This is a genomic window from Leptothrix mechoopdaensis (SeqCode), from assembly GCF_053893855.1.
This window is the reverse complement of record NZ_CM132699.1, coordinates 416,471-442,823: the sequence shown is the minus strand read 5'-3', so window position 1 is coordinate 442,823 and position 26,353 is coordinate 416,471. Positions and strand designations below refer to the sequence as shown.

Below are 26,353 nucleotides of genomic sequence, written 5' to 3'. Positions count from 1 at the left end.
TTTCCGCACCGCAGCATGAACCCGGGCGCTGGATAGAATCCGCCGCGCCCGACGCCCCAAGAGAGGGCACCCACCGACCGAGGAGCCCCCGAGCGGTCCCGTACCGCCGGCAGGAGTACACGATGAGCGTCCACGCCCTCCCCACCGCCAACGCCGGCACGCGCAAGCCGGTGACGCTGCACAGCCTGCGGGCCATGCTCGCCCGCCACGAGAAGATCGCCATGCTGACGGCCTACGACGCGACCTACGCGCGTCTGGCCGACGAGGCCGGCATCGACACCGTGCTGGTCGGCGATTCGCTGGGCATGGTCGTGCAGGGCCACACCAGCACGCTGCCGACGACGCTCGACGAGATGGCCTATCACACGCGCTGCGTCGCGCGCGGCCTGCAGGGCGGCGCCGCCTGGCTGATCGCCGACCTGCCCTTCGCGAGCTACCAGCAGGGCCCCGCGCAGGCGATGGCCGCCAGCGCCGCGCTGATGCAGGCCGGCGCGCAGATGGTCAAGCTCGAAGGCGGCGGCTGGACGCCCGAGACGGTGCGTTTCCTGGTCGAGCGTGGCGTGCCGGTGTGCGCCCACCTCGGCCTGACGCCGCAGAGCGTGCACGCGCTGGGCGGCTACCGCATCCAGGGCCGTGACGCCGCCAGCGCGACGACGCTGCGCGCCCACGCCCGCGAACTGGCTGAGGCCGGCGCCGCGATGATGGTGCTGGAGTTGATGCCGTCGGACGTCGCCAGCGCCGTGCAGGCCGACAACCCGCAGATGATCACGATCGGCATCGGTGCCGGCCCCGGCACCGCCGGGCAGGTGCTGGTGCTGCACGACATGCTGGGCCTGACCCGCGGCAAGCTGCCGCGCTTCGTGCGCAACTTCGCCCGCGACGAACAGAGCGGCGCGGCCGTCGCCACCGAGGCGGCGCTGGCGGCCTATGTCGCGGCGGTCAAGTCGGGCCAGTTCCCCGACCCGGTCGCCCACGCCTACGGCAGCGCGGCCTGACGGCCGGTCGCCGCACCGGTCACCCTGAAGCAGTCCCCCGCCTCCTCCATGCAGATCGTCCACACCATCGCCGCGCTGCGGCAGGTCCTGAAGGACCGCCCCGCGCCGGCCGGCGACGTCGCCCTCGTGCCCACGATGGGCAACCTGCACGACGGCCACCTGGCGCTGGTGCGACAGGTGCGCGAGCGGGTCGGCCCCGCCGGCACGGTCGTCGCGAGCATCTTCGTGAACCGGCTGCAGTTCGCGCCGCACGAGGACTTCGACCGTTACCCGCGCACGCTCGGCCGCGACGCCGAGCTGCTGGCCGGTGCCGGCTGCGACCTGGTCTTCGCGCCCGACGAACGCGAGATGTACCCGCAGCCGCAGAGCTACAAGGTGCTGCCGGACCCGGCGTTGGCCGAGCTGCTGGAAGGCCATTTCCGGCCCGGCTTCTTCACGGGTGTCTGCACCGTGGTGATGAAGCTGTTCACGATCGTGCAGCCGCAGCTGGCCATCTTCGGCAAGAAGGACTACCAGCAGCTGATGGTGCTGCGCCGGCTGGTCGAGCAGTTCGCGCTGCCCATCGAGGTGATCGCCGGCGAGACCCGCCGCAGCGAGCAGGGCCTGGCGCTGTCCTCGCGCAACGGCTACCTGAGCGAGGCGGAGCGGGCGCAGGCGCTGCAGCTGTCGGCGGCCTTGCGAGCCCTGCTCGAACGGGTGCGGCGCGACGGCGCCGGGGCGGACCTGGCGGTGATCGAGTCCGAGGCCCTTGCCGCGCTGGCCGCGCAAGGCTGGGCGCCCGACTACCTGACCGTGCGCCGCCGCACCGACCTGCTCGCGCCGCAGGCCGCCGAACTCGCCGCCGGCATCCCGCTGGTGGCCCTGGGCGCGGCCCGGCTGGGCAGCACGCGGCTGATCGACAACGTCGAGGGCTGAGGCCCGCCCAGCCCCCGCCGCCCCCGCTGCCCGCGCAGCCCCGTGGCGACCGGCCCTTCAGGCCGTCGCACCTATAATCTCCCTTTACCACCACGGCCCTCCTGTCCGCCCCGCCACCCGCTTTCCGGGTGGTGCGCGAGCGCCAAGGGAGGGCCGCTCCACATGACCAAGTTTGTCTTCGTCACCGGCGGTGTGGTGTCTTCGCTCGGCAAGGGCATCGCGGCAGCTTCGCTGGCCGCGATCCTCGAAAGTCGCGGGCTGAAGGTCACCCTCATCAAGCTCGATCCCTACCTCAATGTCGACCCGGGCACGATGAGCCCGTTCCAGCACGGCGAGGTGTTCGTCACCGACGACGGTGCGGAAACCGACCTCGACCTCGGCCACTACGAGCGCTTCATCACCACGCGGATGAAGAAGTCGAACAACTTCACGACCGGCCAGATCTACAAGTCCGTGCTCGAGAAGGAACGTCGCGGCGACTACCTCGGCAAGACCGTGCAGGTCATCCCGCACGTCACCAACGAGATCCAGGACTTCGTCAAGCGCGGCGCCGGCATCGGCACCGATGACGCGGTCGACGTGGCCATCGTCGAGATCGGCGGCACGGTCGGCGACATCGAGTCCCTGCCCTTCCTCGAAGCGGTGCGCCAGCTGAGCCTGAAGTCCGGCCCGAACAACGCCGCCTTCGTCCACCTGACCTACGTGCCGTGGATCGCCGCGGCCGGCGAGCTCAAGACCAAGCCGACGCAGCACACGGTCCAGAAGATGCGCGAGATCGGCATCCAGCCCGACGCGCTGCTGTGCCGCGCCGACCGGCCGATCCCCGACGACGAGCGCGAGAAGATCTCGCTGTTCACCAACGTCGCCCGCCACGGCGTGATCTCGGTGTGGGACGCCGACACGATCTACAAGGTGCCGCGCATGCTGCACGAGCAGGGCCTGGACGAGCTGATCTGCATGAAGCTGCAGCTGTTCACGCGTCCGGCCAACCTCAAGCGCTGGGACCGCCTGGTCAACGAGGTCGAACATCCGAAGTCCGAGGTGACGATCGCGATGGCCGGCAAGTACACCGAGCTGTCGGACTCGTACAAGTCGCTCAACGAGGCGCTGCGCCACGCCGGCATCCACCACCATGCCAAGGTCAACATCGAATACGTCGACTCCGAGACGCTGACGCCCGACACGGTCGGCGAGCTGTCGCGCTACGACGCGATCCTGGTGCCCGGCGGCTTCGGCAAGCGCGGCATCGAGGGCAAGATCGAGGCCGCCCGCTACGCCCGCGAACACGGCATCCCCTACCTGGGCATCTGCCTGGGCATGCAGGTCGCGACGATCGAATACGCCCGCCACAAGGCCGGCCTGGCCGGTGCCAACTCGACCGAGTTCGAACCCGACGGCCCGCACCCGGTCATCGCCCTGATCGACGAGTGGCAGGACGCCGACGGCTCGATCCAGAAGCGCGACGCCAACTCCGACCTCGGCGGCACGATGCGCCTGGGCTCGCAGAGTTCGGACGTCAAGCCCGGCACGCTGGCCCACGAGATCTACGGCCCGGTCGTGACCGAGCGCCACCGCCACCGCTACGAGGCCAACGAGAAGTACCTGCAGCGCCTGCAGGACGCCGGCCTCGTCATCTCGGCCATCACCCAGCGCGAGAAGCTGACCGAGATGGTCGAGCTGCCGCGCAGCGTCCACCCCTGGTACGTCGGCGTGCAGTTCCACCCCGAGTTCAAGTCGACGCCGTGGGACGGCCACCCGCTGTTCATCAGCTACATCGACGCGGCGCTGCAGCATCGCCAGCAGCGACTGAAGGAGACCTCGGCATGAAGCTCTGCGGTTTCGAGGCCGGCCTGGACCGGCCCTTCTTCCTGATCGCCGGCACCTGCTCGATCGAGGGCCTGCAGATCACGCTCGACGTCGCCGGCCTGCTCAAGGAAGCCTGTGACAGCCTGGGCATCCCGCTGATCTACAAGGGTTCGTTCGACAAGGCCAACCGCTCCTCGGGCACCAGCCTGCGCGGCGTGGGCATGGATGCCGGCCTGAAGATCCTCGACGAGGTGCGCCGCCAGACCGGCCTGCCGGTGCTGACCGACGTCCACGACGCCTCGCAGATCGCCGAGGTCGCCAGCGTCGTCGACGTGCTGCAGACGCCCGCCTTCCTGTGCCGCCAGACCGATTTCATCCGCGCCGTGGCCCAGTCCGGCAAGCCGGTGAACATCAAGAAGGGCCAGTTCCTGGCGCCCTGGGACATGAAGAACGTCATCGACAAGGCCCGTGCCGCCGCGCGCGAGGCCGGTCTGTCGGAAGACCTGTTCCTGGCCTGCGAACGCGGCGTGAGCTTCGGCTACAACAACCTCGTGGCCGACATGACCAGCCTGGCCGAGATGCGCAACACCGGCGCGCCGGTCGTCTTCGACGTGACCCACTCGGTCCAGAAGCCCGGCGGCCTGGGCGGCTCCAGCGGCGGCGCCCGCGAGATGGTGCCGGTGCTGGCGCGTGCCGGCGTCGGCGTCGGCGTGGCCGGCCTGTTCATGGAGACCCACCCCGACCCGGCCAAGGCCTTCAGCGACGGCCCGAACGCCGTGCCGCTGCGCCACATGAAGGCGCTGCTGTCGCAGCTGGTGGCGCTGGACCGCGTGGTCAAGGCGCAACCGCTGCTCGAGAACGACTTCAGCTGCTGAGACATCCGCCGCGCCGCGCCGCAGCTTGAGACCCCCGCGAAACCGGTTTGCGGCATGCTCCGCGCGCTGCAAGCCCACATCACCCCCCTGATTCACGGAGAACCCACATGAGTGCCATCGTCGACATCGTCGGCCGCGAGATCCTCGACAGCCGCGGCAACCCCACCGTCGAATGCGACGTGCTGCTGGAAAGCGGCGTGATGGGCCGCGCCGCCGTCCCGAGCGGCGCCTCGACCGGCAGCCGCGAGGCGATCGAGCTGCGTGACGGCGACAAGAGCCGCTACCTCGGCAAGGGCGTGCTGAAGGCCGTCCAGAACATCAACACCGAGATCAGCGAGGCCGTGCTGGGCCTGGACGCCGCCGAGCAGTCCTTCCTCGACAAGACCCTGATCGACCTCGACGGCACCGACAACAAGGGCCGCCTGGGCGCCAACGCGATGCTGGCCGTCTCGATGGCCGTGGCCCGCGCGGCGGCCGAGGAATCCGGCCTGCCGCTGTACCGCTACTTCGGCGGCATGGGCGCGGTGCAGCTGCCCGTGCCGATGATGAACGTCATCAACGGCGGCGCGCACGCCAACAACACGCTCGACCTGCAGGAGATGATGATCATCCCCGTGGGCGCACCGAGCCTGCGCGAGGCCCTGCGCTGGGGCGCCGAGGTTTTCCACGCGCTCAAGAAGATCCTGCACGACAAGGGCATCAGCACGGCGGTCGGCGACGAGGGCGGCTTCGCCCCGAGCGTGGCCAGCCATGAGGCCGCGATCCAGCTGATCCTCGACGCCATCGACAAGGCCGGCTACCGCGCCGGCGAGCAGATCGCGCTGGGCCTGGACTGCGCCGCCAGCGAGTTCTACAAGGACGGCAAGTACCACCTGGAAGGCGAAGGCATGTCGCTGACGGCCCAGGAATGGACCGACATGCTGGCGACCTGGGTCGACAAGTACCCGATCATCTCGATCGAGGACGGCATGGCCGAAGGCGACTGGGACGGCTGGAAGCTGCTGACCGACCGCCTGGGCAAGAACGTCCAGATCGTCGGCGACGACCTGTTCGTCACCAACACCAAGATCCTGAAGGAAGGCATCGACAAGGGCATCGCCAACTCGATCCTCATCAAGATCAACCAGATCGGCACGCTCAGCGAGACCTTCGCCGCCATCGAGATGGCCAAGCGCGCGGGCTACACCGCCGTCATCAGCCACCGCTCGGGCGAGACCGAGGACAGCACCATCGCCGACATCGCCGTGGCGACCAACGCCGGCCAGATCAAGACCGGTTCGATGAGCCGCAGCGACCGCATGGCCAAGTACAACCAGCTGCTGCGCATCGAGGAAGACCTGGGCGACGTGGCGGTGTACCCGGGCCGCGCGGCCTTCTACAACCTGCGCTGAGGCAGCGGCGGACATGGCACGGGCACCCGGCGAGGTGATCGGCATGCGCGGCGTGACGCTGGTCCTGGTGGTCCTGCTCGGGCTGGTCCACCTGGAACTCTGGTTCGGCCGCAGCGGCATGCCGCGCGTCAACGAACTGGACCGGCTGATCGCCGAGCAACGCGACCGCAACGCCGACGCCCGCCAGCGCAACGCCCGCCTGACCGCCGAGGTCGAGGACCTGCGCGACGGCCTGGAGACCATCGAGGAACGGGCCCGCCTGGAACACGGCATGGTCCGCCCCGACGAGTTGCTGGTCCAGTACCGCCACGCCGCCAACCGCTGAGCGCGCCGCACGCTCGACAACAGAGGACGCCCGAGGGCGTCCTTTTTCATGGACGCGTGACGGGCAACGCTGCTGCTGACAACCTGCCTTCATTCCCCTCCTCCGGAGGGGTGGCAGGCGCAGCCTGACGGGGTGGTTGGTGGCCAGGCGCTGCAGCCCGAAAACCCCCCGCCTTCGCCGTCACTGCGTTGCCTTCGGCAACGTGTCTTCATTCCCCTCCTCCGGAGGGGTGGCAGGCGCAGCCTGACGGGGTGGTTTGGTGGCAGGGCGCTACAGCCCGAAGACCACCACCCCCCGCCTACGGCGTACCCCTCCGGAGGAGGGGAATGGGGCGGTGGCGTGCCTGCAGGTCAGCGGCGTTGCCGGTGCTGGCGAGACACCAGCGTTGCCTTCGGCAACGCGTCTTCATTCCCCTCCTCCGGAGGGGTGGCAGGCGGAGCCTGACGGGGTGGTTTGGTGGCAGGGCGCTACAGCCCGAAAACCACCACTCCCCGCCTACGGCGTACCCCTCCGGAGGAGGGGAATGGGGCGGTGTGCTGGCAGGTCTTCAGCGTTGCCGTTGCCGACGCGATCAGCGTTGCCGTCGGCAACGTGCCTTTGTTCCCCTCCTCCGGAGGGGTGGCAGGCGCAGCCTGACGGGGTGGTTCGGGCGCCAATGCCCATTCCCCGCGGTGATGCCCCGCGCCACAGACAGCCTTGTTTTTGCGCGTTTTTTTCAGCTTGGAACCCCCAATCCTGAACGCAAGATGCACCCCGTCGCCATCACCTTGGCCAAACGCGGGAGCCCTTCATGTTCAGTCGATCTGCCAAGCGCCAGCAGCCGGGATGGCTCGCGGTTGCGCCGGTGGGTGAGCTGGCGCGGGCGGCGCATGTGGTGTGGCCGGCGGGCGAGATGCGGCCGCAGTTGCGGTGGGTGGGCAGTGCCGGCTGGCAGGAACCGGCCGTCGGGCTGGGACAGCTGAGGCGCGAGCCGGCCTTGCGCGGGCTGCGCAGCGTCGCGCTGCTGCAGCGGGAGCAGTACCAGCTGCTGCCGCTGGACGCGCCGGACGTGCCGCGCGAGTCGTGGCGCGATGCGGTGCGCTGGCAGCTCAAGGACATGGTCGACTTCCCGGTCGACGACGCCGGCATCGACCTGCTCGAAGTGCCGGCCGACGCCAGCCAGCGGGGCCGCGCCGGCCTGCTCGCGGCGGTCGCGCCGCGCACGGCGCTGGAGGCGATCGTGCAGGGCGGCGACGAGGCCCGCATGCCCTGGCAGGCGATCGACCTGCCCGACACCGCCCTGCGCAACCTGTGCACCCTCGGCGAGGACGGCCCGCGTGGCGTCGCGCTGCTGTGGCTGGGTGAGCGCCACGGCGCGCTGGTGATCACCGCGATGGGCGAGCTGCTGATGACCCGCCCGCTCGACCTCACGCTGGCCCAGGTCGAACCGACCGACGACCCGGCGCCGGACGCCACCGCCGCCTGGGACCGCGCGGCGCTGGAGATCCTGCGCACGCTGGACCACTGCGAGCGCCTGTTCAACCGCGTCGGCATCGGTCGGCTGCAGGTCTGCCCGGGCCATGCAACGGGCTTCATCGCCCACCTCGGCGGCCTGGTCGACCTGCCGGTGCAGCCCTACGAACTGGCCGCCCAGGTCGACATCGACGCCGTGCCGGCGCTGTCCGACCCGGCCGAGCAGGCCCGCTACCTGTGCGCGATCGGCGCGGCGCTGCGACCCGAATGAGACGGATCCGAACGTGAGCACCCAGCACCTCAACCTGCTCAGCGCCGACCTGCGGCGCCAGCGGCCCTGGGCGACCTGGCAACAGGGTGTCGCGCTGCTGGGCCTGCTGGCCCTGCTGTGCACCGCCAGCGTGCCGGCGCTGATGCTGATGAGCCGCCAGGAACGGGCCGAGATGGCCGCGATGCAGGCCGCCCTGTCGCAGCAGCGCGAGCAGATGCAGCAGCACCTCGCCGCGCTGCCGCAGGGCGACGCCGCGCACGACGCGCTGAGCGCGCGCTGGCAGCAGCTGCGCCTGCAGGACGCCACGCGCCAGCAGGTCCGCCAGGTCATCGCGGGTGGCAGTGCCGGCCGTGCCGGTGGCCATGCCGAGCTGCTGATGGCGCTGGCGCGTCAGGCCGATCCCGCCGTCTGGCTGACCGGCGTGACGGTCGGCCCGGACGGCCAGTCGATCGAGCTGGTTGGCCGCATGGCCGATCCGGCCGCGATGCCCGGCTACCTCGAACGGCTGCGCCGCGAGCCGCTGTTGCAGGGTCGCGCCTTCGCGCAGCTGCAGCTGCGCCGGCTGGCCGCCGAAGGTGCCGATCCCGAAGCCGCCGGCCTGACCGAGTTCGTGCTGCGCAGCACCCTGCTGCCGCTGGCCGTCGGTTCGGCGGGCAACCCCGGTGGCCCGTCCGCCAACGCCCGTTCCACACCATGAGCCAGGCCCAGCCCCCGTCCCGCATGGCCGCGCTGTGGCGCCAGGCCGCCCGCGCCTTCGACGCCCGCGCGCCGCGCGAACGTGTCCTGATGATCACCAGCGCCGCCGTGCTGCTGCTGGGCCTCGCGCATGCGCTGTGGCTCGAACGCGCCTGGCAGGACTGGCAGGGCCTGCACCAGCAGCACCAGGCGCTGGAAGCCGGCCTGCTGCGCCTGCAGGCCGACCAGGCCGCGCTGGTCGACCGCCACACCGCCGATGTCGGCCGGATGCAGGCGGAAGTCGCCGCGCTGGAAGCCCGGCTGGCGCAGCCGGTCGACGGCACGCGCCAGGAACTCGTCGCCGCCGACCAGATGCCGCAGCTGCTGGGCGAACTGATCGGCCGCCGCCACGGCCTGCGCGTGCGCTCGATGCAGTCGCTCGGCCAGACCCCGGTGGGCGCACCGGCCGTGGTGGCCGCATCCGCCGCGCCGGCCGCATCCGCGGCCACACCGAACAACGACCCGCCGGCGCTGTACCGCCACGGCGTGGAGATCCGCGTCGAAGGCAGCTACCCCGAGCTGCTGGCCTACCTGCAGGCGCTCGAAGCCCTGCCGCAGAAGCTGCTGTGGGGCAGTCTGCAGCTGCAGGTCGAGCAACACCCGCGGACCGTGCTGACGCTGCGCGTCTACACGCTCAGCCCGCAAGCCGGATGGGTGCAGCTGTGAAACAGGAACCGACCTGGACCCTGCCGCTGCTGACCGCCGTCGCGGCGCTGACCGCGCTGCTGGGCAGTGGCCCCGTGCCGGCCCAGACCTTGCCGGACCCGACCCGGCCGATGGGCGCCGCACGCCCGGCCACGCCGGGCAACACCAGCCCCGCGCCGGTCGCCCGGCTGGGTGCCGTCAACGCGGCGGGCAACCGCGCGCCGGCACCGGCCCGGGTCGTGCCGCCGCCGCAGCTGCAGGCCCTGATGACGCCCGAAGACGGCCCGCGCAGCGCCCTGCTCGACGGTCAGCTGCTGCTGGCCGGTCAGACGCTGGGGCGCGACTGGCGGCTTGAACGCATCGGCGACGACGGCGTGCTGCTGCGCCGACTGGCCGCCGCCGGCCCCGACACCGCCACGCTGTGGCTGCCCTTGCTGGCCGCCCCGCGCCTGCACAAGGAACCGTGATGCCCCGATCGACCTCCCCCTCGCCCCGGCTGACCGCCACGCTGGTCGGCGTCGCCCTGGCGCTGCTGGCCGCATGCCCCGCGCGGGCGGCAGAACCCCGCTTCGACCTGGCGCTGAACCAGGCGCCGGCCGCCCAGGTCTTCATGCAGCTCGGCATGGGCAGTGACTGGCAGATGCTGGTCAGCCCGGACGTCGCCGGCAACATCACGCTGAACCTGCGCGGCACCACCGTGCCCGAGGCGCTGGAGACGCTGCGCGAGCTGTACGGCTACGAGGTCCGCTTCGGCGGCGCCAACGGCAAGCGCGTGCACGTGCTGCCCAACACGGTCCAGACCCGGCTGTTCCGCGTCAACTACCTGCCCGGCCGTCGCCAGGGCACCAGCGACCTGCGGGTCAGCTCGGCGTCGATCACCAGCGGGAACGGCCAGAACGGCCAGAACGGCCCGAACGGCGCGTCGTCGTCGGGCGCCTACGGCGGCGCGTCGGGCAACGGCGGCAACAGCCCAGGCGGTGCCGGCCACAACGGCCGCAGCGACGACAGCGCCTATGTGCGCACCAGTTCCGACGCCGACTTCTGGCGCGACGTGAAGGCCTCGCTGCAAGCCCTGCTGGGCCTGGACGAGAACGGCGCCGACACCGGCCCGGCGGCCAGCCCCGCGCCACGCCGCAGCCTGGTGCTGAACCCGGCCGCCGGCGTGGTGGTCGTGCGGGCGACGCCGGCCGAGCTGCGCCAGGTCGAGTCCTACCTGCAGGCGGTGCAGGTCAGCATCGAGCGGCAGGTGATGCTCGAAGCCAAGATCCTGGAGGTCGAGCTCGGCGAGAGCAGCCAGACCGGCATCAACTGGTCGGCCTTCGGCCGCGCGCTGGGCGGCGCGATCAGCGTGGGCATGGCGCAGCCGGGCGTGACGCTGGCGGCCAGCGGCGCGCTGAATGTCAATGGCACCGCCATCACGCCGGGCGGCAACCTGGCCTCGGGCAGCAGCACGGCGCCGTTCTACGGCCTGGCCTTCCAGTCGACCCACTTCGCCGCGCTGCTGAGCTTCCTGGACGGCCAGGGCAAGGTGCAGGTGCTGTCGAGCCCGCGCATCGCCACGCTGAACAACCAGAAGGCCGTGCTGAAGGTCGGCAGCGACGAGCTCTACGTCACCGGCGTCTCGTCGACCACGACCAGCACCGGGAGCACCAGTTCGTCGACGCCGTCGGTCGTGCTGCAGCCGTTCTTCTCGGGCATCTCGCTGGACGTCACGCCGCAGATCGGCGATGACGGCCAGGTGATGCTGCATGTCCACCCGGCCATCAGCACGGTGACCGAGAAGCAGAAGGCCATCAACCTCGGCTCGCTGGGCAGCTACCAGCTGCCGCTGGCCAGCAGCGCGGTCAACGAGACCGACAGCATCGTGCGCCTGCGCGACGGCGAGATCGCCGCGATCGGCGGCCTGATGAGCCAGGAGCGCCGCGAGGACAGCACCGCCATCCCCGGCCTGGGCGAACTGCCCGTGGTGGGCGGCCTGTTCCGCCAGAAGGCGACCTCGATGCGCAAGCGCGAGCTGGTCATCCTGATCAAGCCGACCATCGTGCGCGACGGCGCACCGTGGCCCGAGGCCGACCCGCGCCAGCCGACCAGTCGGCTGCAGCCCTGGCCGGAGAAGGCAGACGAAAAGGCCGACGAGAAGGCCGACACCGGTGCCCAACGCGAAGCCCCGGCCCCGCGCGCCGCGCTGGTGATCGACGGCTCCGTCCGCTGAGGACCGCGACATGGCCCGTCCCGAACGCATCCGCCTGGGCGACCTGCTGGTCCAGCAGGGCCTGATCACGCCGTCGCAGCTCGACCAGGCGCTGGCCGCGCAGAAGTCGACCGGCCGCAAGCTCGGCCGCGTCTTCATCGACAACGGCTGGGTCAACGAGGGCCAGATCGCCCGCGCGCTGGCCGGCCAGCTGCGTGTCCCCTTCGTCGACCTGGGCCAGCGCTCGATCCGCCCCGAGGTGGCCCGGCTGCTGCCCGAGGTGCAGGCGCGCCGGCTGCGCGCGCTGGTGATCGAGGAGAACGCCGGCGCGCTGCGCGTGGCGATGGCCGATCCGACCGACATGGCCGCCTACGACGAGGTCGCGCGGCTGCTCAAGCGGGACTTCGAGCTCGTCGTCATGGCCGAGGGCCAGCTGATCGCCGCGATCGAGCGCAGCTACCGCAACACCGAGGCCATCGCCGGCCTGGCGCGCGAGCTGACGACCGAACTCGACAGCGTCGAGAGCGGCCTGGCCGGCAACCTGGGCGAGCTGCTCGGCCTGGGCACCGCCAGCACCGAGGACGCACCGGTCGTGCGGCTGCTGTATTCGGTCTTCGACGAGGCGCTGCGCGTGCGCGCGTCGGACATCCACATCGAGCCGCAGGCCGGCGCGCTGCGCATCCGCTTCCGCATCGACGGCGTGCTGCATGTGCAGACCGAGGCCGACGCGCGCATCGCCGGTGCGGTCGCGCTGCGCCTGAAGCTGATGTCGGGCCTAGACATCTCCGAGAAGCGCCTGCCGCAGGACGGCCGCTTCGCCGTCACGCTGCGCGGCGGCGCGCTGGACGTGCGCATCTCGACCATGCCGACGCAGCACGGCGAATCGGTCGTCATGCGGCTGCTGAACCCGTCCAACGGCCTGCTGTCGATGGAATCGATGGGCATGCCCGAGCGGGTCGTGAAGGCGCTGCGGCGCTCGATCGCCCGGCCGCACGGCATGCTGCTGGTGACCGGCCCGACCGGCAGCGGCAAGACCACCACGCTGTACGCGGCGCTCAACGCGCTCAACAGCAGCGAACGCAAGATCATCACGGTCGAGGATCCGGTCGAATACCGCCTGCCGGGCCTGAACCAGGTGCAGGTGCACGACAAGATCGACCTCGGCTTCGACCGCGTGCTGCGGGCTGCGCTGCGCCAGGACCCGGACGTGATCCTGGTCGGCGAGATGCGTGACCAGACCACCGCCGAGATCGGCATGCGCGCCGCGCTGACCGGTCACCTGGTGCTGTCGACGCTGCACACCAACGACGCGCTGTCCACGCCGCTGCGGCTGATCGACATGGGCGTGCCGCGCTACATGGTCGCGCTGTCGCTGCAGATGGTGCTGGCGCAGCGGCTGGTCCGCACCGTCTGCAGCCACTGCGCCGAACCGCATGCGCCGGACCCGCAGGAGGCCGCCTGGCTGGCCTCGCACCTGCCGGCCGGCCAGCGCATCGATGCCGCCCAGGTGCGCCAGGGCCGCGGCTGCAACGAGTGCAGCCACACCGGCTACAGCGGCCGCACCGGCGTGCACGAGCTGATCGAGATGACGCCCGAACTGGTCGAGGCGATCAACCACGGCGACCCGGCCGCGTTCACCGCCGCCGGACGTCGCCAGATGGCCGGCCACACGCTCGGCCGCGCCGCCGCCGAACTGGTGCTGGCCGGCCGCACCACGCTGGCCGAGGCCATGCGCGTGAGCCACCTGCAAGGCGAGTGAGGGCCACGACGATGCCCTCGTTCGCCTGGACCGGCCATGCCAACGGCGGTGCCACCGAAGGCGTGCTGGAAGCCGCCAGCCCCGCCGCCTGCGCCGACCTGCTGCGCGGGCGCGGCATCACGCCGCTGACGATCCGGCCGCAGTCCGGCCCGGGTTCGACCCCCGGCTGGCTGACCCGGCTGCGTGCCGGCCTGCCGCGCCGCCGCGACGCGGCCGAACCCCGCCGCGGCCTGTTCGCGCCCCAGGTCCGCCCGGTCGACCTGATGCTGTTCAGCCGCCAGCTGCACACGCTGCTGCGCTCGGGCGTGCCGATCCTGCGGGCCCTGGCCGGGCTGCAGGAATCTGCCGTCAACCCGGCGGTCAAGGACGTGCTGCTGGAGGTCCGCAAGAGCCTCGAATCGGGCATCGCGCTGTCGATGGCGATGGCCCGGCATGACCGTGTCTTCGACCCGATCTACGTCGCGCTGGTGCGTGTGGGCGAGATGACCGGCCGGCTCGACGAGGTCTTCCTGCGGCTGTTCCATCACCTCGAGTTCGAGACCACGCTGCGCCAGCAGGTCAAGGCCGCGATGCGTTACCCGAGCTTCGTGGTGGCCGCGATGGTGGTGGCGCTGGGTGTCATCAACCTGATGGTGATCCCGGCCTTTGCCAGCGTCTTCGCCGCCGCCGGTGCGGCCCTGCCGCTGCCCACCCGCGTGCTGATGGCGACCTCGCAGTTCACGATCGACTGGGGCTGGGCGATGGCGCTGGCTGCCGTCGGCGGCTGGTTCGGCCTGCGCGCCTGGCGCCGCACGCCCGAAGGCCGGCTGCGCATCGACGCGGCGCTGCTGCAGGTGCCGGTGGCCGGCAAGATCGTCCGCAAGGCGATGCTGGCGCGCTTCTCGCGCAGCTTCGCGCTGGCGCTGCGCAGCGGCGTGCCGATCGAGCAGGCGCTCAGCGTGGTCGCGCAGACGGTCGACAACCAGCACATCGCGCGGCGCCTGGACGGCATGCGCGGTGCGGTCGAACGCGGCGACTCGATCCTGCGCGCGGCGGCCTCGGCCGGGGTCTTCACGCCGGTGGTGCTGCAGATGATCGCGGTCGGCGAGGAGACCGGCGCGGTCGACGAGCTGATGGACGAGGTCGCCGGCTTCTACGCCAGCGAGGTCGAGTACGAGCTCAAGACGCTGGGCCAGCAGATCGAGCCGATCCTGATCGTGATGCTGGGCGTGCTGGTGCTGATGCTCGCGCTGGGCGTGTTCCTGCCGGTCTGGGACCTGGGCAGCACGGCGATGAAGCACTGAGCCGACATCCCGTCCGGACATCGGATTTACCTGAACAACACGTGACACATCCCCCGATCGAGGCTCTCAACCCGACCCAAGAATCTCCGAAAACACAAATGGACAAACCGTTTGATCAGTTCGATCAGTACCCACTACCTCTGACCCTGGAGAGACCCATGCGACTGCAACAAAAAGGCTTCACGATGATCGAGCTGATCGTCGTCATCGTCATCCTCGGCGTGCTGGCCGCGACCGCGCTGCCGAAGTTCATCGACATGCGCGGCGACGCCGAACAGGCCGCCGTCGACAGCGTGGCCGGTGCGGCCGGCGCGGCGATGAACCTGAACTACAGCGGTTGCGCGCTGACCGGCAACGTCGTCACGTCCGGCAAGTGCGTCAAGGTCACCGCCTGCGCCAACGTCGGCGGCCTGATGCAAGGTGGCCTGCCGGCCGCCTATGCGGCCTCGGCCGTCGGCGCCGACATCGGCACGACCAACGGCGCGACCGCCAGCTGCTCGGTCAGCAAGACCGTCGGCACCACGACCTACAGCCAGACCTTCGTCGGCGTCTCCGCCGGCAACTGACCGGACGGGCGCGTGGCGGCCTGGCTTGTTCGCCTCTTCCCGCACCTGTTGCGCGGGCTGCTGCTCGCCGGGCTCTGCCTGGCCGGCACGGCCCGCGCCGCCACGTACAGCTACCGCAGCGACAGCTTCGCGTGGGAGACGGCCTCGCAGACGATCAGCTGGACCGGCGGCTGCACCAGCTACGCGGGTGACGACGACCGCGCCACGATCACCTTCACCGGCGGCTTCACCTTCCCGTTCGCCGGCACGGCCCAGCCCTCGGTGCGGGTGCTGACCAATGGCGGCCTGCAGTTCGGCGCCGACACCGGCTTCTTCCGCAGCTACAGCAACACGGCCATGCCGATCGGCAAGCCGGGCTCGGCGGGTGGCGGCTGCGCCGCGACCGACACGAGCAACGTCTTGATGGCCTACTGGGCCGACCTGGACCCCGGCCGCAGCGGCGCCGGTGCGGTGACGTGGGAACAGAAGGGCACGGCGCCGAACCGCTACGTGGTGGTCAGCTGGAACAACGTCTTCCAGTACAACACCAGCACGCCCTACACCTTCCAGATCATCCTGTTCGAGAACGGCGAGTTCAAGTTCCAGTACGGCAACGCCAACGCCTCGGGCTCGAACGCGACCATCGGCGTGCAGATCGACGCGACCGACTACACGCAGTACTCGTACAACAGCGGCTACAACGCCAACGGCACGGCGATCCGCTGGTACAAGCCCAGCGCCACGCCGGTCCGGGTGGCCGAATACCGCTTCGACGAGACCTTCCCGTGGAGCGGCGCCATCGGCGAGGTGCGCGATGCCTCGGGCAACCGCAACAACGGCCTGCGCGTCGGCTCGGCGACGGTGCAGGACGCCGGCCGCGTCTGCCGCCGCGCCGACATCCCGCTGAACACGACGACCGCGATCTCGGCGGTCGACACCTCGCTGGACGTCGACACCGCCATCGGCAGCAGCGGCACGCTGTCGTTCTGGTACCGCGCCAACACGGTCTGGGCCAGCGGCACGGCCGGCATGCTGATGAGCGCGACAACCAACGCGAACCGGCCCTTCTTCCTGCAGCGCACGGCCACCGGCACGCTGCAGTTCATCGTCAGCGACAGCGCCGGCACGCTGGTGCAGGCGACCACGGCGGCGCAGGCGATCGCCGCCGGCACGTGGACCCACATCGCGGTCACCTGGACGCTGCTGCCGTCCACCAACAACACCCAGAGCACGGCGCGGATCTATCTCAACGGCGTGCTCGCGACGGTCGCGACCAACAAGACCAACGGCCAGCTCGACCCGAGCCTGGCCTCGCTCTATGTCGGCGACAACCGCAGCACCGTCGCGCCCTCGAACGCCACGGTCAACTCGGCCAACGGCCAGTTCGACGAGCTGCGCGTGTCCAACTACGAACTCGGCGTGGCCGAGATCGCGCTCGACCTGGTCCAGACCCACACCTGCACGCCGCCGCTGCACCACCTGGAGCTGCGTCACCCGAGCGGCTCGGGCGTCACCTGCCTGGCCGACAGCCTCGTCGTGGCGGCCTGCCAGGACGCGGCCTGCACGCAGCCCTACACCGACGGCGTCACCGGCACGCTGTCGTCGTCCAGCGCGAACATGGTCTGGTCCGGCGGGACGGCCTTCACGATCGCGCCGGGCGGCAGCACGGTCAGCGTGCCGATGCAGCTGACAGTGGCCGGCACGAGCAGCCTCGGTGTCGCGCTCGCGGTTCCGGCAGCCAGCAACGCCACGACCTGCAACTTCGGCAGCCCGAGCTGCACCTACACCTCGGCCGATGTCGGCCTGCTGGTCAGCGCGCCGAACTTCGTCGCCGGGGTCGAGGACATCGTCACGCTGAAGGCGGTGCGCAAGTCCGACAACGCCAACGTCTGCGTGGCCGCGCTGGCCAACAGCGTGCGCACGATGGTCAGCCGATGCCGCTACCAGAACCCGTCCAGCGGCACCTTGCCGGCGGCCATCAACGGCACCGCCTTGAACACCGGCGCCATTGCCTCGGCGGCGTGTGACGGCACCGGCGCGGCGATCCCGATGAGCTTCGACAGCCAGGGCACCGCGACCGTCCGGCTGACCTATGCCGATGCCGGCCAGATCGAGCTGCTGTTCGGCCTGACCGGCCCGGCCGGTGACGTGCTGGGCAGCCTCGGCCTGAGCGGCTCGATCAGCGTCATCGCCGCGCCGGCGGTGCTGGCGATCGACAACCTGCCCAGCGGCAACCTGGTCGCCGGTGCGGCCTTCGGCGCCCGTGTGCGGGCCCTGAACGCGGCCGGCGCGGTGATGCCCAACTTCGGCCGCGAGGCCACGCCCGCGGCCGTCACGCTCGGCGCCGTGCGGGCCTCGCCGACCGGCAGCGGCGCGGTCGACGGCACCTTCAGCGGCAGCCTCGGCGCCTTCAGCGGCGGCGCGGCCAGCACCAGCAACCTGAGCTGGAGCGAGGTCGGCCGCATCGACCTGAACGCCACGCTGACCAGCTACCTGGGCAGCGGCATCGACGCATTCGGCAGCACCGGCACGGCCGGCACGATCGGCCGCTTCGTCCCGAAACGCCTGGCGCTGACGGCCACGCCGTCCTGCGGCGCCTGGAGCTACGCCGGCCAGCCCTTCGCGGTGACCGTGCAGGCGCTGAACGCGGCCGGTGCCATCACGCGCAACTACGACGGCAGCAACCTGACCACGCCGACACTGGCTCAGCGCGTGAGCCTGTCCGATCCGGCCGGCACCGCCGGTGGCGGCTACCTCAACGCCAGCATCGCCGCGAGCAGCTTCCGCGCCGGCATCGCGACGGTCAGCGGCACCGGTGCGCCAGCCTATGCCTACACCGACAAGCTGACCGGCCCGCGCACCGTGGCGCTGCGCGGCCTCGACGCCGACGGCGTCAGCAGCGCCCCGGTCGGCGGCGTCGGCAGCGACCCGAGCCTGTCGTTCCGCAGCGGCCGGCTGCGCCTGTCCAACGCCTTCGGCACCGACAGCCAGCCGCTCGACCTGGCGCTGCAGCTCGAATACTGGAGCGGCCGCAGCTGGGTGCCGTCCAGCGACGACACCTGCACCGTCCTGCCCGTCGCCGCCGTGGCCCGCGCGACACCACGCAGCCATCGCGGCGGCAGCGCCAGCTGGACGGCGGCGGTGCAGTCGATCAGCCTGAGCGGCGGTCAGGGCAAGCTGCGCCTGGCCGCGCCGAGCCCCAAGGGCACCGGCACGGTCGACGTCGCCGTCAACCTGGGCAACAGCACCAGCGACGCGAGTTGCGTGGCCGGCACGGGCGGGACGTTCGGCGCCATCGGCACCAGCACCGGCGCCGGCCTGCCCTGGCTGCGCTCGCGCACCGGCTCATGCAGCACCGCCTTCGACCGCGACCCTTCGGCACGCGCGAGCTTCGGGGTGTACAGCCCGGAGTCGAGGTTGACGATGCAGGTGAGGGAGGTGGATTGAGGACGGCGGGGGAGCCCAAATCCCCCCTAGCCCCCCTTTTGCAAAGGGGGGAACCGATCCGGCAACAGCGCGCGGCCCTCCGGGAACCCCCCTTTGCAAAAGGGGGGCAGGGGGGATTTGCAGCCCCACCCACCGCTCCCTTCCCCGAGTTACCCACCCCACCCCCATCTTTTCCACTTTTGACCCCCCGCCCCCCTGCGGCACGATCCCCGCGATGAAGCTCCGCGCCCGTCCACCCCTGCCCACGCCCGTCCCGCGCGGCTACACGCTTGTCGAGCTGGTGGCCGTGCTGGTGATGATCGGCGTCATGGCGGTCGTGGCCTTGCCGCGCTGGCAGTCGGGCACGCAGGTGCAGGGTCAGGCCTGGCGCGACGGCGTGGTGGCGACCTTGCGGCAGGCGCACGCGATGGCGGTGGGGCATCGGCGGGTCGTCTGTGCCGCGTTCGACAACGCCAGCCCGCCGGTGCTGCGGCTGCGCATCGCGTCGACCTTCGGGGCGAGCGACTGCAGCGCCGACCTGCCCGGGCCGGACGGCAAGCCGCTGGCGCTGACGGCGCCGCGTGGCTGGAGCGTCACGGCCAGCCCGTCGCGCACGCTGTACTTCCTGCCCTCGGGCGGCGTCGCCAGCAGCGCCACCGCCAGCGTCACCAGCAGCTACACGCTGGCCGCCGGTGATGTCGCGACGATCACGGTGGAGGGCCTGCATGGCCGCGTCCAGTAGGCCCCGCCGCAGCCGGCCGCCGCAGGGCCTGACACTGGTCGAGCTGGTCATCGCGATGGTCGTCATCGGCGTCGGCCTGGCCGGCGTGATGCTGGCCTATTCGACCGTCACGCGAGGATCGGCCAACCCGGTGGTGCAGCGCCAGATGCAGGCCATCGCCGAGGAGATGGTCGAGGAGATCGCCCTGAAGCCCTATGTCGCCGCCGCCAACGCCGCGCCCGCGAACAGCTGCGCGCGCGACACCTGGAACGACATCGGCGATTACCACGGCTATGCCACCAGCGGGCGCATCTGCACGATCGACGGCACGCCGATCGCGGCGCTCGAGGGCTACTCGGTGCGGGTCGACGTGGAGGCCGTAACGCTCGGCAGCATCGCGGCGGCACGCCGCATCACCGTCACCGTCAGCCGCAGCGGCAGTGCCGACCTGGTGCTGCGGACCTGGCGCACGGACTACGCCTCATGATGCCGGCCCTGCCCCGCAGACGCGGCTTCACGCTGGTCGAGCTGATCGTGGTCATGGTGGTGGCCGGCGTGCTGGCCGCGACGCTGACGGTGTTCCTGCGGCCGGCCATCGACGGCTACATCGGCACGCGCGAACGCGCCACGCTGCAGGACGAGCTGGAGAACAGCGTCGCGACGATGGTCCGCGAGGTCCGCCGGGCGGTGCCGAACTCGGTGCGCACGCCCGGCAACCAGTGCTTCGAGCTGCTGCCCTCCAGCGGCGGCGGGCGTTACCGCATGGGTCCGGACACCGTCAACGACAGCGGCGCGGGCTGCACGCCGGGCGCGAACTGCAGCGCCTGGGTCGACACCGGCACGACCACGACGGTGTTCGACGCGATCAGCACCAGCGGCACGGCCGCAGCGGTCAACGACGCCATCGTCATCAACAACCAGAACGGCAACGACGTCTACGAGGGCCTGAACCGCAGCCGCGTCAGCGCCGTGTCGACGCCGAACGCGGCCTATGGCGTGGCGCGCCTGACGATCGACGCGCTGCAGGTCTCGCCCGGCTACGACGGCGGTCGCTACTACCTCGTGCCGGCGGCGCAGCAGGCGGTCTTCTACAGCTGCGTCGGCGCCGACGGCACGCTCGATGCGCAGGGCAACGGCCGCGGCCAGCTGCTGCGCCTGAGCGGCTACGGCTACAACGCGACGACGCCCGCCAGCTGCCCGACCAGCGGCGGCGTGGTGGTCGCCAGCGGCGTGCGGTCCTGCAACTTCGTGTTCGACCCGAACCAGGGCGCGACGCAGCAGAGCGGCTTCGTCTGGATCGAGCTGGACCTGGCCCGGCGCGGCGAGAGCGCCCACCTCGGCATGGGGGCCCACGTGCCCAACGCGCCATGACGTCACGACGGCTGTTGCGCAACTCGCAGGCCGGCCTGGGCGCCATCGCCGCGATCGCGGTGCTGGTGGTGCTGGCCGGACTGGCCGCCGCGCTGGTCCGCCTGGGCACGGGCCAGCAGGTCGCGGGCAGCCAGTCGCTGCTGGCCGCACGGGCGGGGCTCGCGGCGCGGGCGGGCGTCGAATGGGGTCTCTACCAAGCGCTGAAGGGCAGCTGGGCGACCTGCGCGGCCGGCACGCGCCAGACGCTGGACCTGAGCGCCGACACCGGCATGTGGGTCAGCGTCACCTGCACGCGCAGCACCTGGAACGAGGGCGAGACCAGCCCCGGCGTGCCACGCACGCTGACCGCCTGGCGCATCCAGGCGACCGCCTGCAACAGCAGCGCCGGCTGTCCGGACGCGGCCCGCGCGGTCGGCCAGAACTATGTCGAGCGGCAGCGCGAGACGACGGCCATGCGCTGAAGGTCTTCCGCTGGAGGCCTTGCCGCTATCGTGACGGCCTGTCCCGCCCCGCCGAACACCATGACCACCGCCGCGAACGACAACCCCTGCCTGATCTGCGGCGCCTGCTGCGCCAGCTTCCGGGTCGACTTCGCCTGCGACGAGCTGCAGTCGCGCGGCGGCAGCGTGCCCGACGGCCTGGCCGTCGAGCTGAACGACCACACCGCGCGGATGCGTGGCACCGACCACGCCCGGCCGCGCTGCGCCGCACTGGTCGGCACGGTGGGCGTGAAGGCCAGCTGCGGCATCCATGAATGGCGACCCGGCCCGTGCCGCGAGTTCGGCCTGCTGGCACCGCTCGGACGCGGAGACGAGGCCTGCGCGCGGGCCCGCGCCCGCCACGGTCTGCCCGCGCTGGACTGAGCCGCCGGGCACTGCAACACAGTGTCCCGAAAGTGATGACGATGATGACGAACGGCCCGCGCAGCGCCACACCTTGCGGTCTGCAGACGGCTTGGACATCGGCCTGAACCGGGGCCTGCGGGCCCGGTCGGATCAGGACTTTCCCTGAACCGTGGTGGCCGGAAAGGCCGTTGAACACGGGAAGACACGCATGTCCGGGCTGACTCTGGGGCCTCTCGATCACCGCGACGGCGTGGCTTTCAAGGGTTAACGCGGAAGAAGCATCGACCGGCCGGACGATGCTGCACCGCACCGCGCCGATCGCGGCATTCGTGGCGGACATCACGGGCACGGGAGTTGCGGAAGTGGCTGGGCAGTTCAGCTCCCGCCGGAGTCAGGTGGTTTCCGGCGAGCCCGTCCTACCCCGTCCGAACACCACCGCAAGAGCAAGGAGACAGTTCCATGAATGCATCTGGCGCAACCAGCCAATGGCTGATCCGCGGGGCCTGCATCGCCCTGCTGGGCATGCCGGCCCTGTCGATGGCAAATGCCGACGTCGAGAAGAACATCGCCAACCCCAAGAACTGGGCGATGCAAGCTGGCGACATGTTCAACCAGCGCTACAGCCAGCTCAAGCAGATCAACAAGGGCAACGTCGGCAAGATGCAGGTCGCGTGGACCTTCTCGACCGGCGTGCTGCGTGGCCACGAGGGCTCGCCGCTGGTCGTTGACGGCACGATGTACCTGCACTCGCCGTTCCCGAACAAGGTCTTCGCGATCGACCTCGACACCCAGAAGATCCTCTGGAAGTACGAGCCGAAGCAGGACCCGGCGGTGATCCCGCAGATGTGCTGCGACACGGTCAACCGCGGTCTGGCCTTTGCCGAAGGCAAGGTCTTCCTGCAGCAGGCCGACTCCAACCTGATCGCGCTGGACGCCAAGTCCGGCAAGCTGGTCTGGTCGGTCAAGAACGGCGATCCGAAGCTGGGTGCGGTCAACACCAACGCGCCGCACGTCTTCAAGGACAAGGTCATCACCGGCATCTCCGGCGGTGAATGGGGCGTGCGCGGTTTCCTGGCCGCCTACGACATCAAGACCGGCAAGCAGGTCTGGAAGGGCTATTCGGTCGGCCCCGACAGCGAGATGCTGATGGACCCCGAGAAGACCACCACCTGGGCCGACGGCAAGGTCACCCCGGTCGGCAAGGACTCGTCGCTGAAGACTTGGCAGGGCGACCAGTGGAAGATCGGCGGCGGCACCACCTGGGGCTGGTACAGCTACGACAAGGCCACCAACTCGGTCTACTACGGCACCGGCAACCCGTCGACCTGGAACCCGGCGCAACGCCCGGGCGACAACAAGTGGTCGATGTCGATCTGGTCGCGTGACGTCGACACCGGCAAGGTCAACTGGGTCTACCAGATGACGCCGTATGACGAGTGGGACTTCGACGGCATCAACGAGATGATCCTGGCGGACATCAACGTCAAGGGCAAGCCGACCAAGGCGCTGGTCCACTTCGACCGCAACGGCTTCGCGTACACCCTGGACCGCACCAACGGTGCGCTGCTGGTGGCCGAGAAGTACGACCCGAAGGTGAACTGGGCCACGCACGTCGACATGAAGACCGGCCGCCCGCAGGTCGTCTCGAAGTACTCGACGGCGCAGAACGGTCCTGACGTCAACACCAAGGGCGTCTGCCCGGCAGCGCTGGGCTCGAAGGACCAGCAGCCGGCCTCGTTCGACCCGGAGACCAAGCTGTTCTACGTGCCGACCAACCACGTCTGCATGGACTACGAGCCGTTCAAGGTCGAGTACACCGCCGGTCAGCCGTACGTCGGCGCGACGCTGTCGATGTTCCCGGCCCCGGGCAGCCACGGTGGCATGGGCAACTACATCGCCTGGGATGCCGGCACCGGCAAGATCGTGCAGACCAAGGCCGAGAAGTTCTCGGTCTGGAGCGGATCGCTCAACACCGCTGGCGGCCTGTCGTGCTACGGCACGCTGGAGGGCTACCTGAAGTGCGTCGACAAGAACGACATCAACAAGGAACTGTTCAAGTTCAAGACGCCCTCCGGGATCATCGGCAACGTGTTCACCTATGAGCACAAGGGCAAGCAGTACATCGGCGTGTTCTCGGGCATCGGTGGCTGGGCCGGCATCGGCATGGCCGCAGGCCTGGAGAAGGACACCGACGGCCTGGGCGCCGTGGGTGGCTACAAGGAGCTGAACCAGTACACGGAACTCGGCGGTTCGCTGACCGTGTTCGCGCTGCCCAACTGATCCGGCCGCGTGACTGAACCAGGAGGCCGGCGTGCATCAAGCCCGCCGGCCTCCTGCCCGATGAATCCCTGAATCCGACACGTCATGAGAATCGCCGCCCCTGCCCGCACCCTCGCCCTCCTGTGTGCCGTCGTCATCCCGGCCGCGCAGGCCCAGGAAAAGGTCGAGACGCCGCTCTACACCGTGGTCGACGGCTACAAGGTCGATGCCAACACGATGAAGGGCTTCCGCACCTGGCGTCAGGCGGCCTGTGACCGCTGCCACGGCGCGAACCAGGAAGGCATGGTCGGCCCGTCGCTGGTCAACAGCCTGAAGGTCCTGACCAAGGAAGAGTTCGTCAAGACCGTGCGCGACGGCCGCCTCGAGAAGGGCATGCAGAGCTTCGGCACCAGCCAGACGGTGATGGACAACATCGATCACCTCTACGCCTACCTGAAGGGCCGCTCCGACGGCGCCATCACCCGTTCCAAGGTGGAAGAAGCCAAATGATCATCCGCAGCCTCGTGCTGGTGGCCTGCGCCGCGTTTGCCGCCCTGCCCGCCGGTGCGCAGGAAGAGCCCGAGCGCAAGGTGCTGAAGGTCTGCCAGGACCCCAACAACCTGCCGTTCTCGAACCTCGCCGCCGAGGGCATCGAGAACCGTCTGGCCGACCTGTTCGGCAAGGCGCTGGGGCTGCCGGTCGAGTACTACTCGTTCCCGGCCCGGCTGGCCTTCATCCGCAACACGCTGCGCTACAAGCTGCCTGGCGAGGACTACCGCTGCGACATCGTCATGGGCGTGCCGGTCGGCTTCGACCAGGTCTCCGTGACCAGGCCCTACTACCGCTCGACCTATGCGCTGGTCTATGCCCAGGGTCGCGGGCTGGACGACGTCAAGAGCATCGACGACTTCCTGGCGCTGCCGCCGGAACGCCGCAACAAGCTGCGCATCGGCCTGTACGACCGCACGCCGGCATCGGCCTGGCTGGCCCGCCACGCGATGGTCGACCAGGGCGTGCCCTACCAGATGATGAGCCCCGACCCGGCCCAGTACCCGGGCGAACTGCTGGAGAAGGAACTCGCCGCCGGCAAGGTCGACGCGGCGATCGTCTGGGGCCCCATCGCGGGCTTCTTCGCCAAGCGCGTGAGCGAGCCGCGCCTGGCGGTGCTGCCGATGAAGTCCGAGCCCGGCGTGCGCTTCGACTACGAGATGGCGATGGGCGTGCGCTACGGCGAGCGCGAATGGAAGCAGCAGGTCGAGAAGCTGCTGGAGACGCGCAAGGACGAGATCACCGCGATCCTGCGCGACTTCCGCGTGCCGCTGGTCGCCGAAGGCGGGACCGTGCTGCCATGACGAACACCGTGCTGATGCGCCTGTCTGCGCTGATGTTGGCGACGTCGTTCGCGCTGGCCGCGCCAGCGAGGGCACAAGCTCCGGCCGCCGCATCGGGCAACGTGCAGGACTTCTCGCAGGCCGAGAAGCTGCTGCTGATGTCGCCGCAGTTCGCGAAGCTGAAGCTGCCCGCGAAGATCGGCTACCACTTCCACCAGGCCAGCACGCTCAAGGACGAGCCGAACTTCGACGACCGCGTGACGATCTCGATCGAGGCGCTGGCCAAGGGCGGCGGCTGCTGCAAGGCCAGCGGCGAGTTCCTCAGCGGCCCGCGGCGCCTGTCGCTGCCGGAGGTCGAGCAGGCCGAGGGCAACCCGGTCACGCTGTATTTCCTGGAGCGCGACATCCGCGAGATGAACCGCCGCACCAAGGGCTCCGCCAGCTACTTCCGCAAGCGCCTGCGCATGGCCCTGTACGAGGCCGCGACGGTCAGCGACATCGAGGTCCAGTACCGCGGCAAGACCGTGCCGGCGCGGCAGATCCTGATCCGCCCCTACCGCGACGACCCGAACAAGGACCGCTTCACGCAACTGGCCACCAAGCAGTACGTCTTCGTGCTGTCCGATGCCGTGCCCGGCACCGTCGTGTCGATCCGCAGCGGCGTGGCCGGCGCGGATGGCGCACCGCCCGTGCTGGACGAGGAACTGCTGATCGACGGCGCCCAGGCGCCCGCCTGGCCGGCACCGGGCTGAGCGCCGGTCGACCGGACTCGCGTCATTCCCTTCATCCCGTCCACGCACCGCCAGACGCACCCCACCATGCCGTCCCTCCGCAAGTCCCGAGCCCTCGCCACCGTCCGCGTCGCACTGGCAGCGCTGACCTTCGCCGCCGCGCTGCCCGCATCGGCCGCGCTGGAGGAGTACCCGACGTCCGAGCGCTTCATCTGGGTCCAGGCCTGCCTGCGCGAGCATCCCGGCGGCTTCTACGAGATGGTCAACAAGTGCGCCTGCGCCTTCGACCAGATGGCCACCGAGCTGAAGTTCGAGGACTACGTCGAGATGTCGACCGCGCTGAACGCCAACACCATCGGCGGTGAACGCGGCAGCTACATCCGCGACACCGAGAAGCTGCAGGACGAGATCCGCCGCTATCGCGGGGTCATGGCCAAGGCCAAGAAGTCCTGCTACGTGGTCCGCTGAGCGGGCCGCCAAC

Annotated in this window: 25 protein-coding genes; all 25 read left to right on the top strand. The window is 70.4% G+C overall.

What is annotated here, in order from left to right; translation table 11 throughout:
• Positions 1-122 precede the first annotated feature (122 nt).
• The 25 genes from panB (at position 123) to ACWA7K_RS01915 (ending at position 26,340) form a co-directional block, all read left to right on the top strand.
• On the top strand, positions 123-995 hold the full coding sequence (gene panB, locus ACWA7K_RS02035; protein ID WP_456165158.1) for a 3-methyl-2-oxobutanoate hydroxymethyltransferase: 873 nt from the start codon (positions 123-125) through the stop codon (positions 993-995).
• A 48-nt stretch (positions 996-1,043) separates the two neighbouring features.
• Positions 1,044-1,910 carry a pantoate--beta-alanine ligase gene (gene panC, locus ACWA7K_RS02030; RefSeq protein ID WP_456165156.1) on the top strand — a complete coding sequence of 289 codons (867 nt, stop codon included), beginning with the start codon at positions 1,044-1,046 and terminating at the stop codon, positions 1,908-1,910.
• 162 nt (positions 1,911-2,072) lie between these two features.
• Complete coding sequence (locus tag ACWA7K_RS02025; protein ID WP_456165154.1) at positions 2,073-3,737, top strand: CTP synthase; 1,665 nt, start codon at positions 2,073-2,075, stop codon at positions 3,735-3,737.
• A complete protein-coding gene (kdsA, locus tag ACWA7K_RS02020; RefSeq protein ID WP_456165152.1) occupies positions 3,734-4,591 on the top strand; it encodes a 3-deoxy-8-phosphooctulonate synthase in 858 nt (285 codons plus the stop codon). Before ACWA7K_RS02025 ends, kdsA begins: the two co-directional genes overlap by 4 nt.
• Positions 4,592-4,698: 107 nt before the next feature.
• Positions 4,699-5,982, top strand: coding sequence for a phosphopyruvate hydratase (gene eno, locus ACWA7K_RS02015; protein ID WP_456165149.1), 1,284 nt, complete (start codon positions 4,699-4,701; stop codon positions 5,980-5,982).
• Between the two features lie 13 nt (positions 5,983-5,995).
• Positions 5,996-6,307 (top strand): cell division protein FtsB, encoded by a 312-nt coding sequence (gene ftsB, locus ACWA7K_RS02010; protein ID WP_456165147.1) that lies wholly within the window; start codon positions 5,996-5,998, stop codon positions 6,305-6,307.
• A gap of 790 nt (positions 6,308-7,097) precedes the next feature.
• The gene (locus ACWA7K_RS02005; RefSeq protein WP_456165145.1) at positions 7,098-8,030 is read left to right on the top strand and encodes an agglutinin biogenesis protein MshI; all 933 of its coding nucleotides are present in this window, start codon (positions 7,098-7,100) and stop codon (positions 8,028-8,030) included.
• A 13-nt stretch (positions 8,031-8,043) separates the two neighbouring features.
• Complete coding sequence (locus ACWA7K_RS02000) at positions 8,044-8,727, top strand: PilN domain-containing protein (RefSeq protein ID WP_456165143.1); 684 nt, start codon at positions 8,044-8,046, stop codon at positions 8,725-8,727.
• Complete coding sequence (locus tag ACWA7K_RS01995) at positions 8,724-9,431, top strand: hypothetical protein (protein ID WP_456165141.1); 708 nt, start codon at positions 8,724-8,726, stop codon at positions 9,429-9,431. The genes ACWA7K_RS02000 and ACWA7K_RS01995 overlap by 4 nt, the downstream gene beginning before the upstream one ends.
• Complete coding sequence (locus ACWA7K_RS01990) at positions 9,428-9,877, top strand: hypothetical protein (protein WP_456165139.1); 450 nt, start codon at positions 9,428-9,430, stop codon at positions 9,875-9,877. The genes ACWA7K_RS01995 and ACWA7K_RS01990 overlap by 4 nt, the downstream gene beginning before the upstream one ends.
• Entirely contained in the window at positions 9,877-11,622 is a 1,746-nt protein-coding gene (gene mshL, locus ACWA7K_RS01985) for a pilus (MSHA type) biogenesis protein MshL (protein WP_456165137.1), read from the top strand. Before ACWA7K_RS01990 ends, mshL begins: the two co-directional genes overlap by 1 nt.
• A gap of 10 nt (positions 11,623-11,632) precedes the next feature.
• Positions 11,633-13,360 (top strand): GspE/PulE family protein, encoded by a 1,728-nt coding sequence (locus ACWA7K_RS01980; RefSeq protein WP_456165135.1) that lies wholly within the window; start codon positions 11,633-11,635, stop codon positions 13,358-13,360.
• A gap of 11 nt (positions 13,361-13,371) precedes the next feature.
• On the top strand, positions 13,372-14,643 hold the full coding sequence (locus ACWA7K_RS01975; protein ID WP_456165133.1) for a type II secretion system F family protein: 1,272 nt from the start codon (positions 13,372-13,374) through the stop codon (positions 14,641-14,643).
• 158 nt (positions 14,644-14,801) lie between these two features.
• The gene (locus tag ACWA7K_RS01970; RefSeq protein ID WP_456165131.1) at positions 14,802-15,209 is read left to right on the top strand and encodes a type II secretion system protein; all 408 of its coding nucleotides are present in this window, start codon (positions 14,802-14,804) and stop codon (positions 15,207-15,209) included.
• Positions 15,210-15,221: 12 nt separating this feature from the next.
• Positions 15,222-18,635 carry a DUF6701 domain-containing protein gene (locus tag ACWA7K_RS01965; protein WP_456165129.1) on the top strand — a complete coding sequence of 1,138 codons (3,414 nt, stop codon included), beginning with the start codon at positions 15,222-15,224 and terminating at the stop codon, positions 18,633-18,635.
• A gap of 214 nt (positions 18,636-18,849) precedes the next feature.
• Positions 18,850-19,356 carry a pilus assembly FimT family protein gene (locus ACWA7K_RS01960; protein WP_456165127.1) on the top strand — a complete coding sequence of 169 codons (507 nt, stop codon included), beginning with the start codon at positions 18,850-18,852 and terminating at the stop codon, positions 19,354-19,356.
• Positions 19,340-19,822 (top strand): type IV pilus modification PilV family protein, encoded by a 483-nt coding sequence (locus ACWA7K_RS01955; protein WP_456165125.1) that lies wholly within the window; start codon positions 19,340-19,342, stop codon positions 19,820-19,822. Before ACWA7K_RS01960 ends, ACWA7K_RS01955 begins: the two co-directional genes overlap by 17 nt.
• Entirely contained in the window at positions 19,819-20,706 is an 888-nt protein-coding gene (locus tag ACWA7K_RS01950; RefSeq protein WP_456165123.1) for a PulJ/GspJ family protein, read from the top strand. Before ACWA7K_RS01955 ends, ACWA7K_RS01950 begins: the two co-directional genes overlap by 4 nt.
• Positions 20,703-21,167, top strand: a complete 465-nt coding sequence (locus tag ACWA7K_RS01945; protein WP_456165121.1) for an MSHA biogenesis protein MshP — start codon at positions 20,703-20,705, stop codon at positions 21,165-21,167. The genes ACWA7K_RS01950 and ACWA7K_RS01945 overlap by 4 nt, the downstream gene beginning before the upstream one ends.
• A 60-nt stretch (positions 21,168-21,227) precedes the next feature.
• The gene (locus ACWA7K_RS01940) at positions 21,228-21,569 is read left to right on the top strand and encodes a YkgJ family cysteine cluster protein (protein ID WP_456165119.1); all 342 of its coding nucleotides are present in this window, start codon (positions 21,228-21,230) and stop codon (positions 21,567-21,569) included.
• Positions 21,570-22,010: 441 nt separating this feature from the next.
• Positions 22,011-23,831: a methanol/ethanol family PQQ-dependent dehydrogenase gene (locus ACWA7K_RS01935; RefSeq protein ID WP_456165117.1), complete on the top strand. Its 1,821-nt coding sequence runs from the start codon at positions 22,011-22,013 to the stop codon at positions 23,829-23,831.
• 84 nt (positions 23,832-23,915) lie between these two features.
• A complete protein-coding gene (locus tag ACWA7K_RS01930) occupies positions 23,916-24,320 on the top strand; it encodes a c-type cytochrome (protein ID WP_456165115.1) in 405 nt (134 codons plus the stop codon).
• A complete protein-coding gene (locus ACWA7K_RS01925; protein ID WP_456165113.1) occupies positions 24,317-25,162 on the top strand; it encodes a quinoprotein dehydrogenase-associated putative ABC transporter substrate-binding protein in 846 nt (281 codons plus the stop codon). The genes ACWA7K_RS01930 and ACWA7K_RS01925 overlap by 4 nt, the downstream gene beginning before the upstream one ends.
• Positions 25,159-25,893 (top strand): hypothetical protein, encoded by a 735-nt coding sequence (locus tag ACWA7K_RS01920; protein WP_456165111.1) that lies wholly within the window; start codon positions 25,159-25,161, stop codon positions 25,891-25,893. Before ACWA7K_RS01925 ends, ACWA7K_RS01920 begins: the two co-directional genes overlap by 4 nt.
• A gap of 66 nt (positions 25,894-25,959) precedes the next feature.
• On the top strand, positions 25,960-26,340 hold the full coding sequence (locus tag ACWA7K_RS01915) for a hypothetical protein (RefSeq protein WP_456165109.1): 381 nt from the start codon (positions 25,960-25,962) through the stop codon (positions 26,338-26,340).
• The last annotated feature ends 13 nt before the right edge of the window (positions 26,341-26,353 follow it).

Coding starts and splice junctions, on each gene's coding strand:
- eno (WP_456165149.1), top strand. CDS start 4,699: ATGAGTGCCATCGTCGACATCGTCGGCCGCGAGATCCTCGACAGCCGC.
- mshL (WP_456165137.1), top strand. CDS start 9,877: ATGCCCCGATCGACCTCCCCCTCGCCCCGGCTGACCGCCACGCTGGTC.
- ACWA7K_RS02005 (WP_456165145.1), top strand. CDS start 7,098: ATGTTCAGTCGATCTGCCAAGCGCCAGCAGCCGGGATGGCTCGCGGTT.
- ACWA7K_RS01915 (WP_456165109.1), top strand. CDS start 25,960: ATGCCGTCCCTCCGCAAGTCCCGAGCCCTCGCCACCGTCCGCGTCGCA.
- ACWA7K_RS01980 (WP_456165135.1), top strand. CDS start 11,633: ATGGCCCGTCCCGAACGCATCCGCCTGGGCGACCTGCTGGTCCAGCAG.
- ACWA7K_RS01995 (WP_456165141.1), top strand. CDS start 8,724: ATGAGCCAGGCCCAGCCCCCGTCCCGCATGGCCGCGCTGTGGCGCCAG.
- ACWA7K_RS01950 (WP_456165123.1), top strand. CDS start 19,819: ATGATGCCGGCCCTGCCCCGCAGACGCGGCTTCACGCTGGTCGAGCTG.
- ACWA7K_RS02025 (WP_456165154.1), top strand. CDS start 2,073: ATGACCAAGTTTGTCTTCGTCACCGGCGGTGTGGTGTCTTCGCTCGGC.
- ACWA7K_RS01925 (WP_456165113.1), top strand. CDS start 24,317: ATGATCATCCGCAGCCTCGTGCTGGTGGCCTGCGCCGCGTTTGCCGCC.
- ACWA7K_RS01930 (WP_456165115.1), top strand. CDS start 23,916: ATGAGAATCGCCGCCCCTGCCCGCACCCTCGCCCTCCTGTGTGCCGTC.
- ACWA7K_RS01975 (WP_456165133.1), top strand. CDS start 13,372: ATGCCCTCGTTCGCCTGGACCGGCCATGCCAACGGCGGTGCCACCGAA.
- ACWA7K_RS01970 (WP_456165131.1), top strand. CDS start 14,802: ATGCGACTGCAACAAAAAGGCTTCACGATGATCGAGCTGATCGTCGTC.
- panC (WP_456165156.1), top strand. CDS start 1,044: ATGCAGATCGTCCACACCATCGCCGCGCTGCGGCAGGTCCTGAAGGAC.
- ACWA7K_RS01955 (WP_456165125.1), top strand. CDS start 19,340: ATGGCCGCGTCCAGTAGGCCCCGCCGCAGCCGGCCGCCGCAGGGCCTG.
- kdsA (WP_456165152.1), top strand. CDS start 3,734: ATGAAGCTCTGCGGTTTCGAGGCCGGCCTGGACCGGCCCTTCTTCCTG.
- ACWA7K_RS01940 (WP_456165119.1), top strand. CDS start 21,228: ATGACCACCGCCGCGAACGACAACCCCTGCCTGATCTGCGGCGCCTGC.
- ftsB (WP_456165147.1), top strand. CDS start 5,996: ATGGCACGGGCACCCGGCGAGGTGATCGGCATGCGCGGCGTGACGCTG.
- ACWA7K_RS01945 (WP_456165121.1), top strand. CDS start 20,703: ATGACGTCACGACGGCTGTTGCGCAACTCGCAGGCCGGCCTGGGCGCC.
- ACWA7K_RS01920 (WP_456165111.1), top strand. CDS start 25,159: ATGACGAACACCGTGCTGATGCGCCTGTCTGCGCTGATGTTGGCGACG.
- ACWA7K_RS01960 (WP_456165127.1), top strand. CDS start 18,850: ATGAAGCTCCGCGCCCGTCCACCCCTGCCCACGCCCGTCCCGCGCGGC.
- panB (WP_456165158.1), top strand. CDS start 123: ATGAGCGTCCACGCCCTCCCCACCGCCAACGCCGGCACGCGCAAGCCG.
- ACWA7K_RS01935 (WP_456165117.1), top strand. CDS start 22,011: ATGAATGCATCTGGCGCAACCAGCCAATGGCTGATCCGCGGGGCCTGC.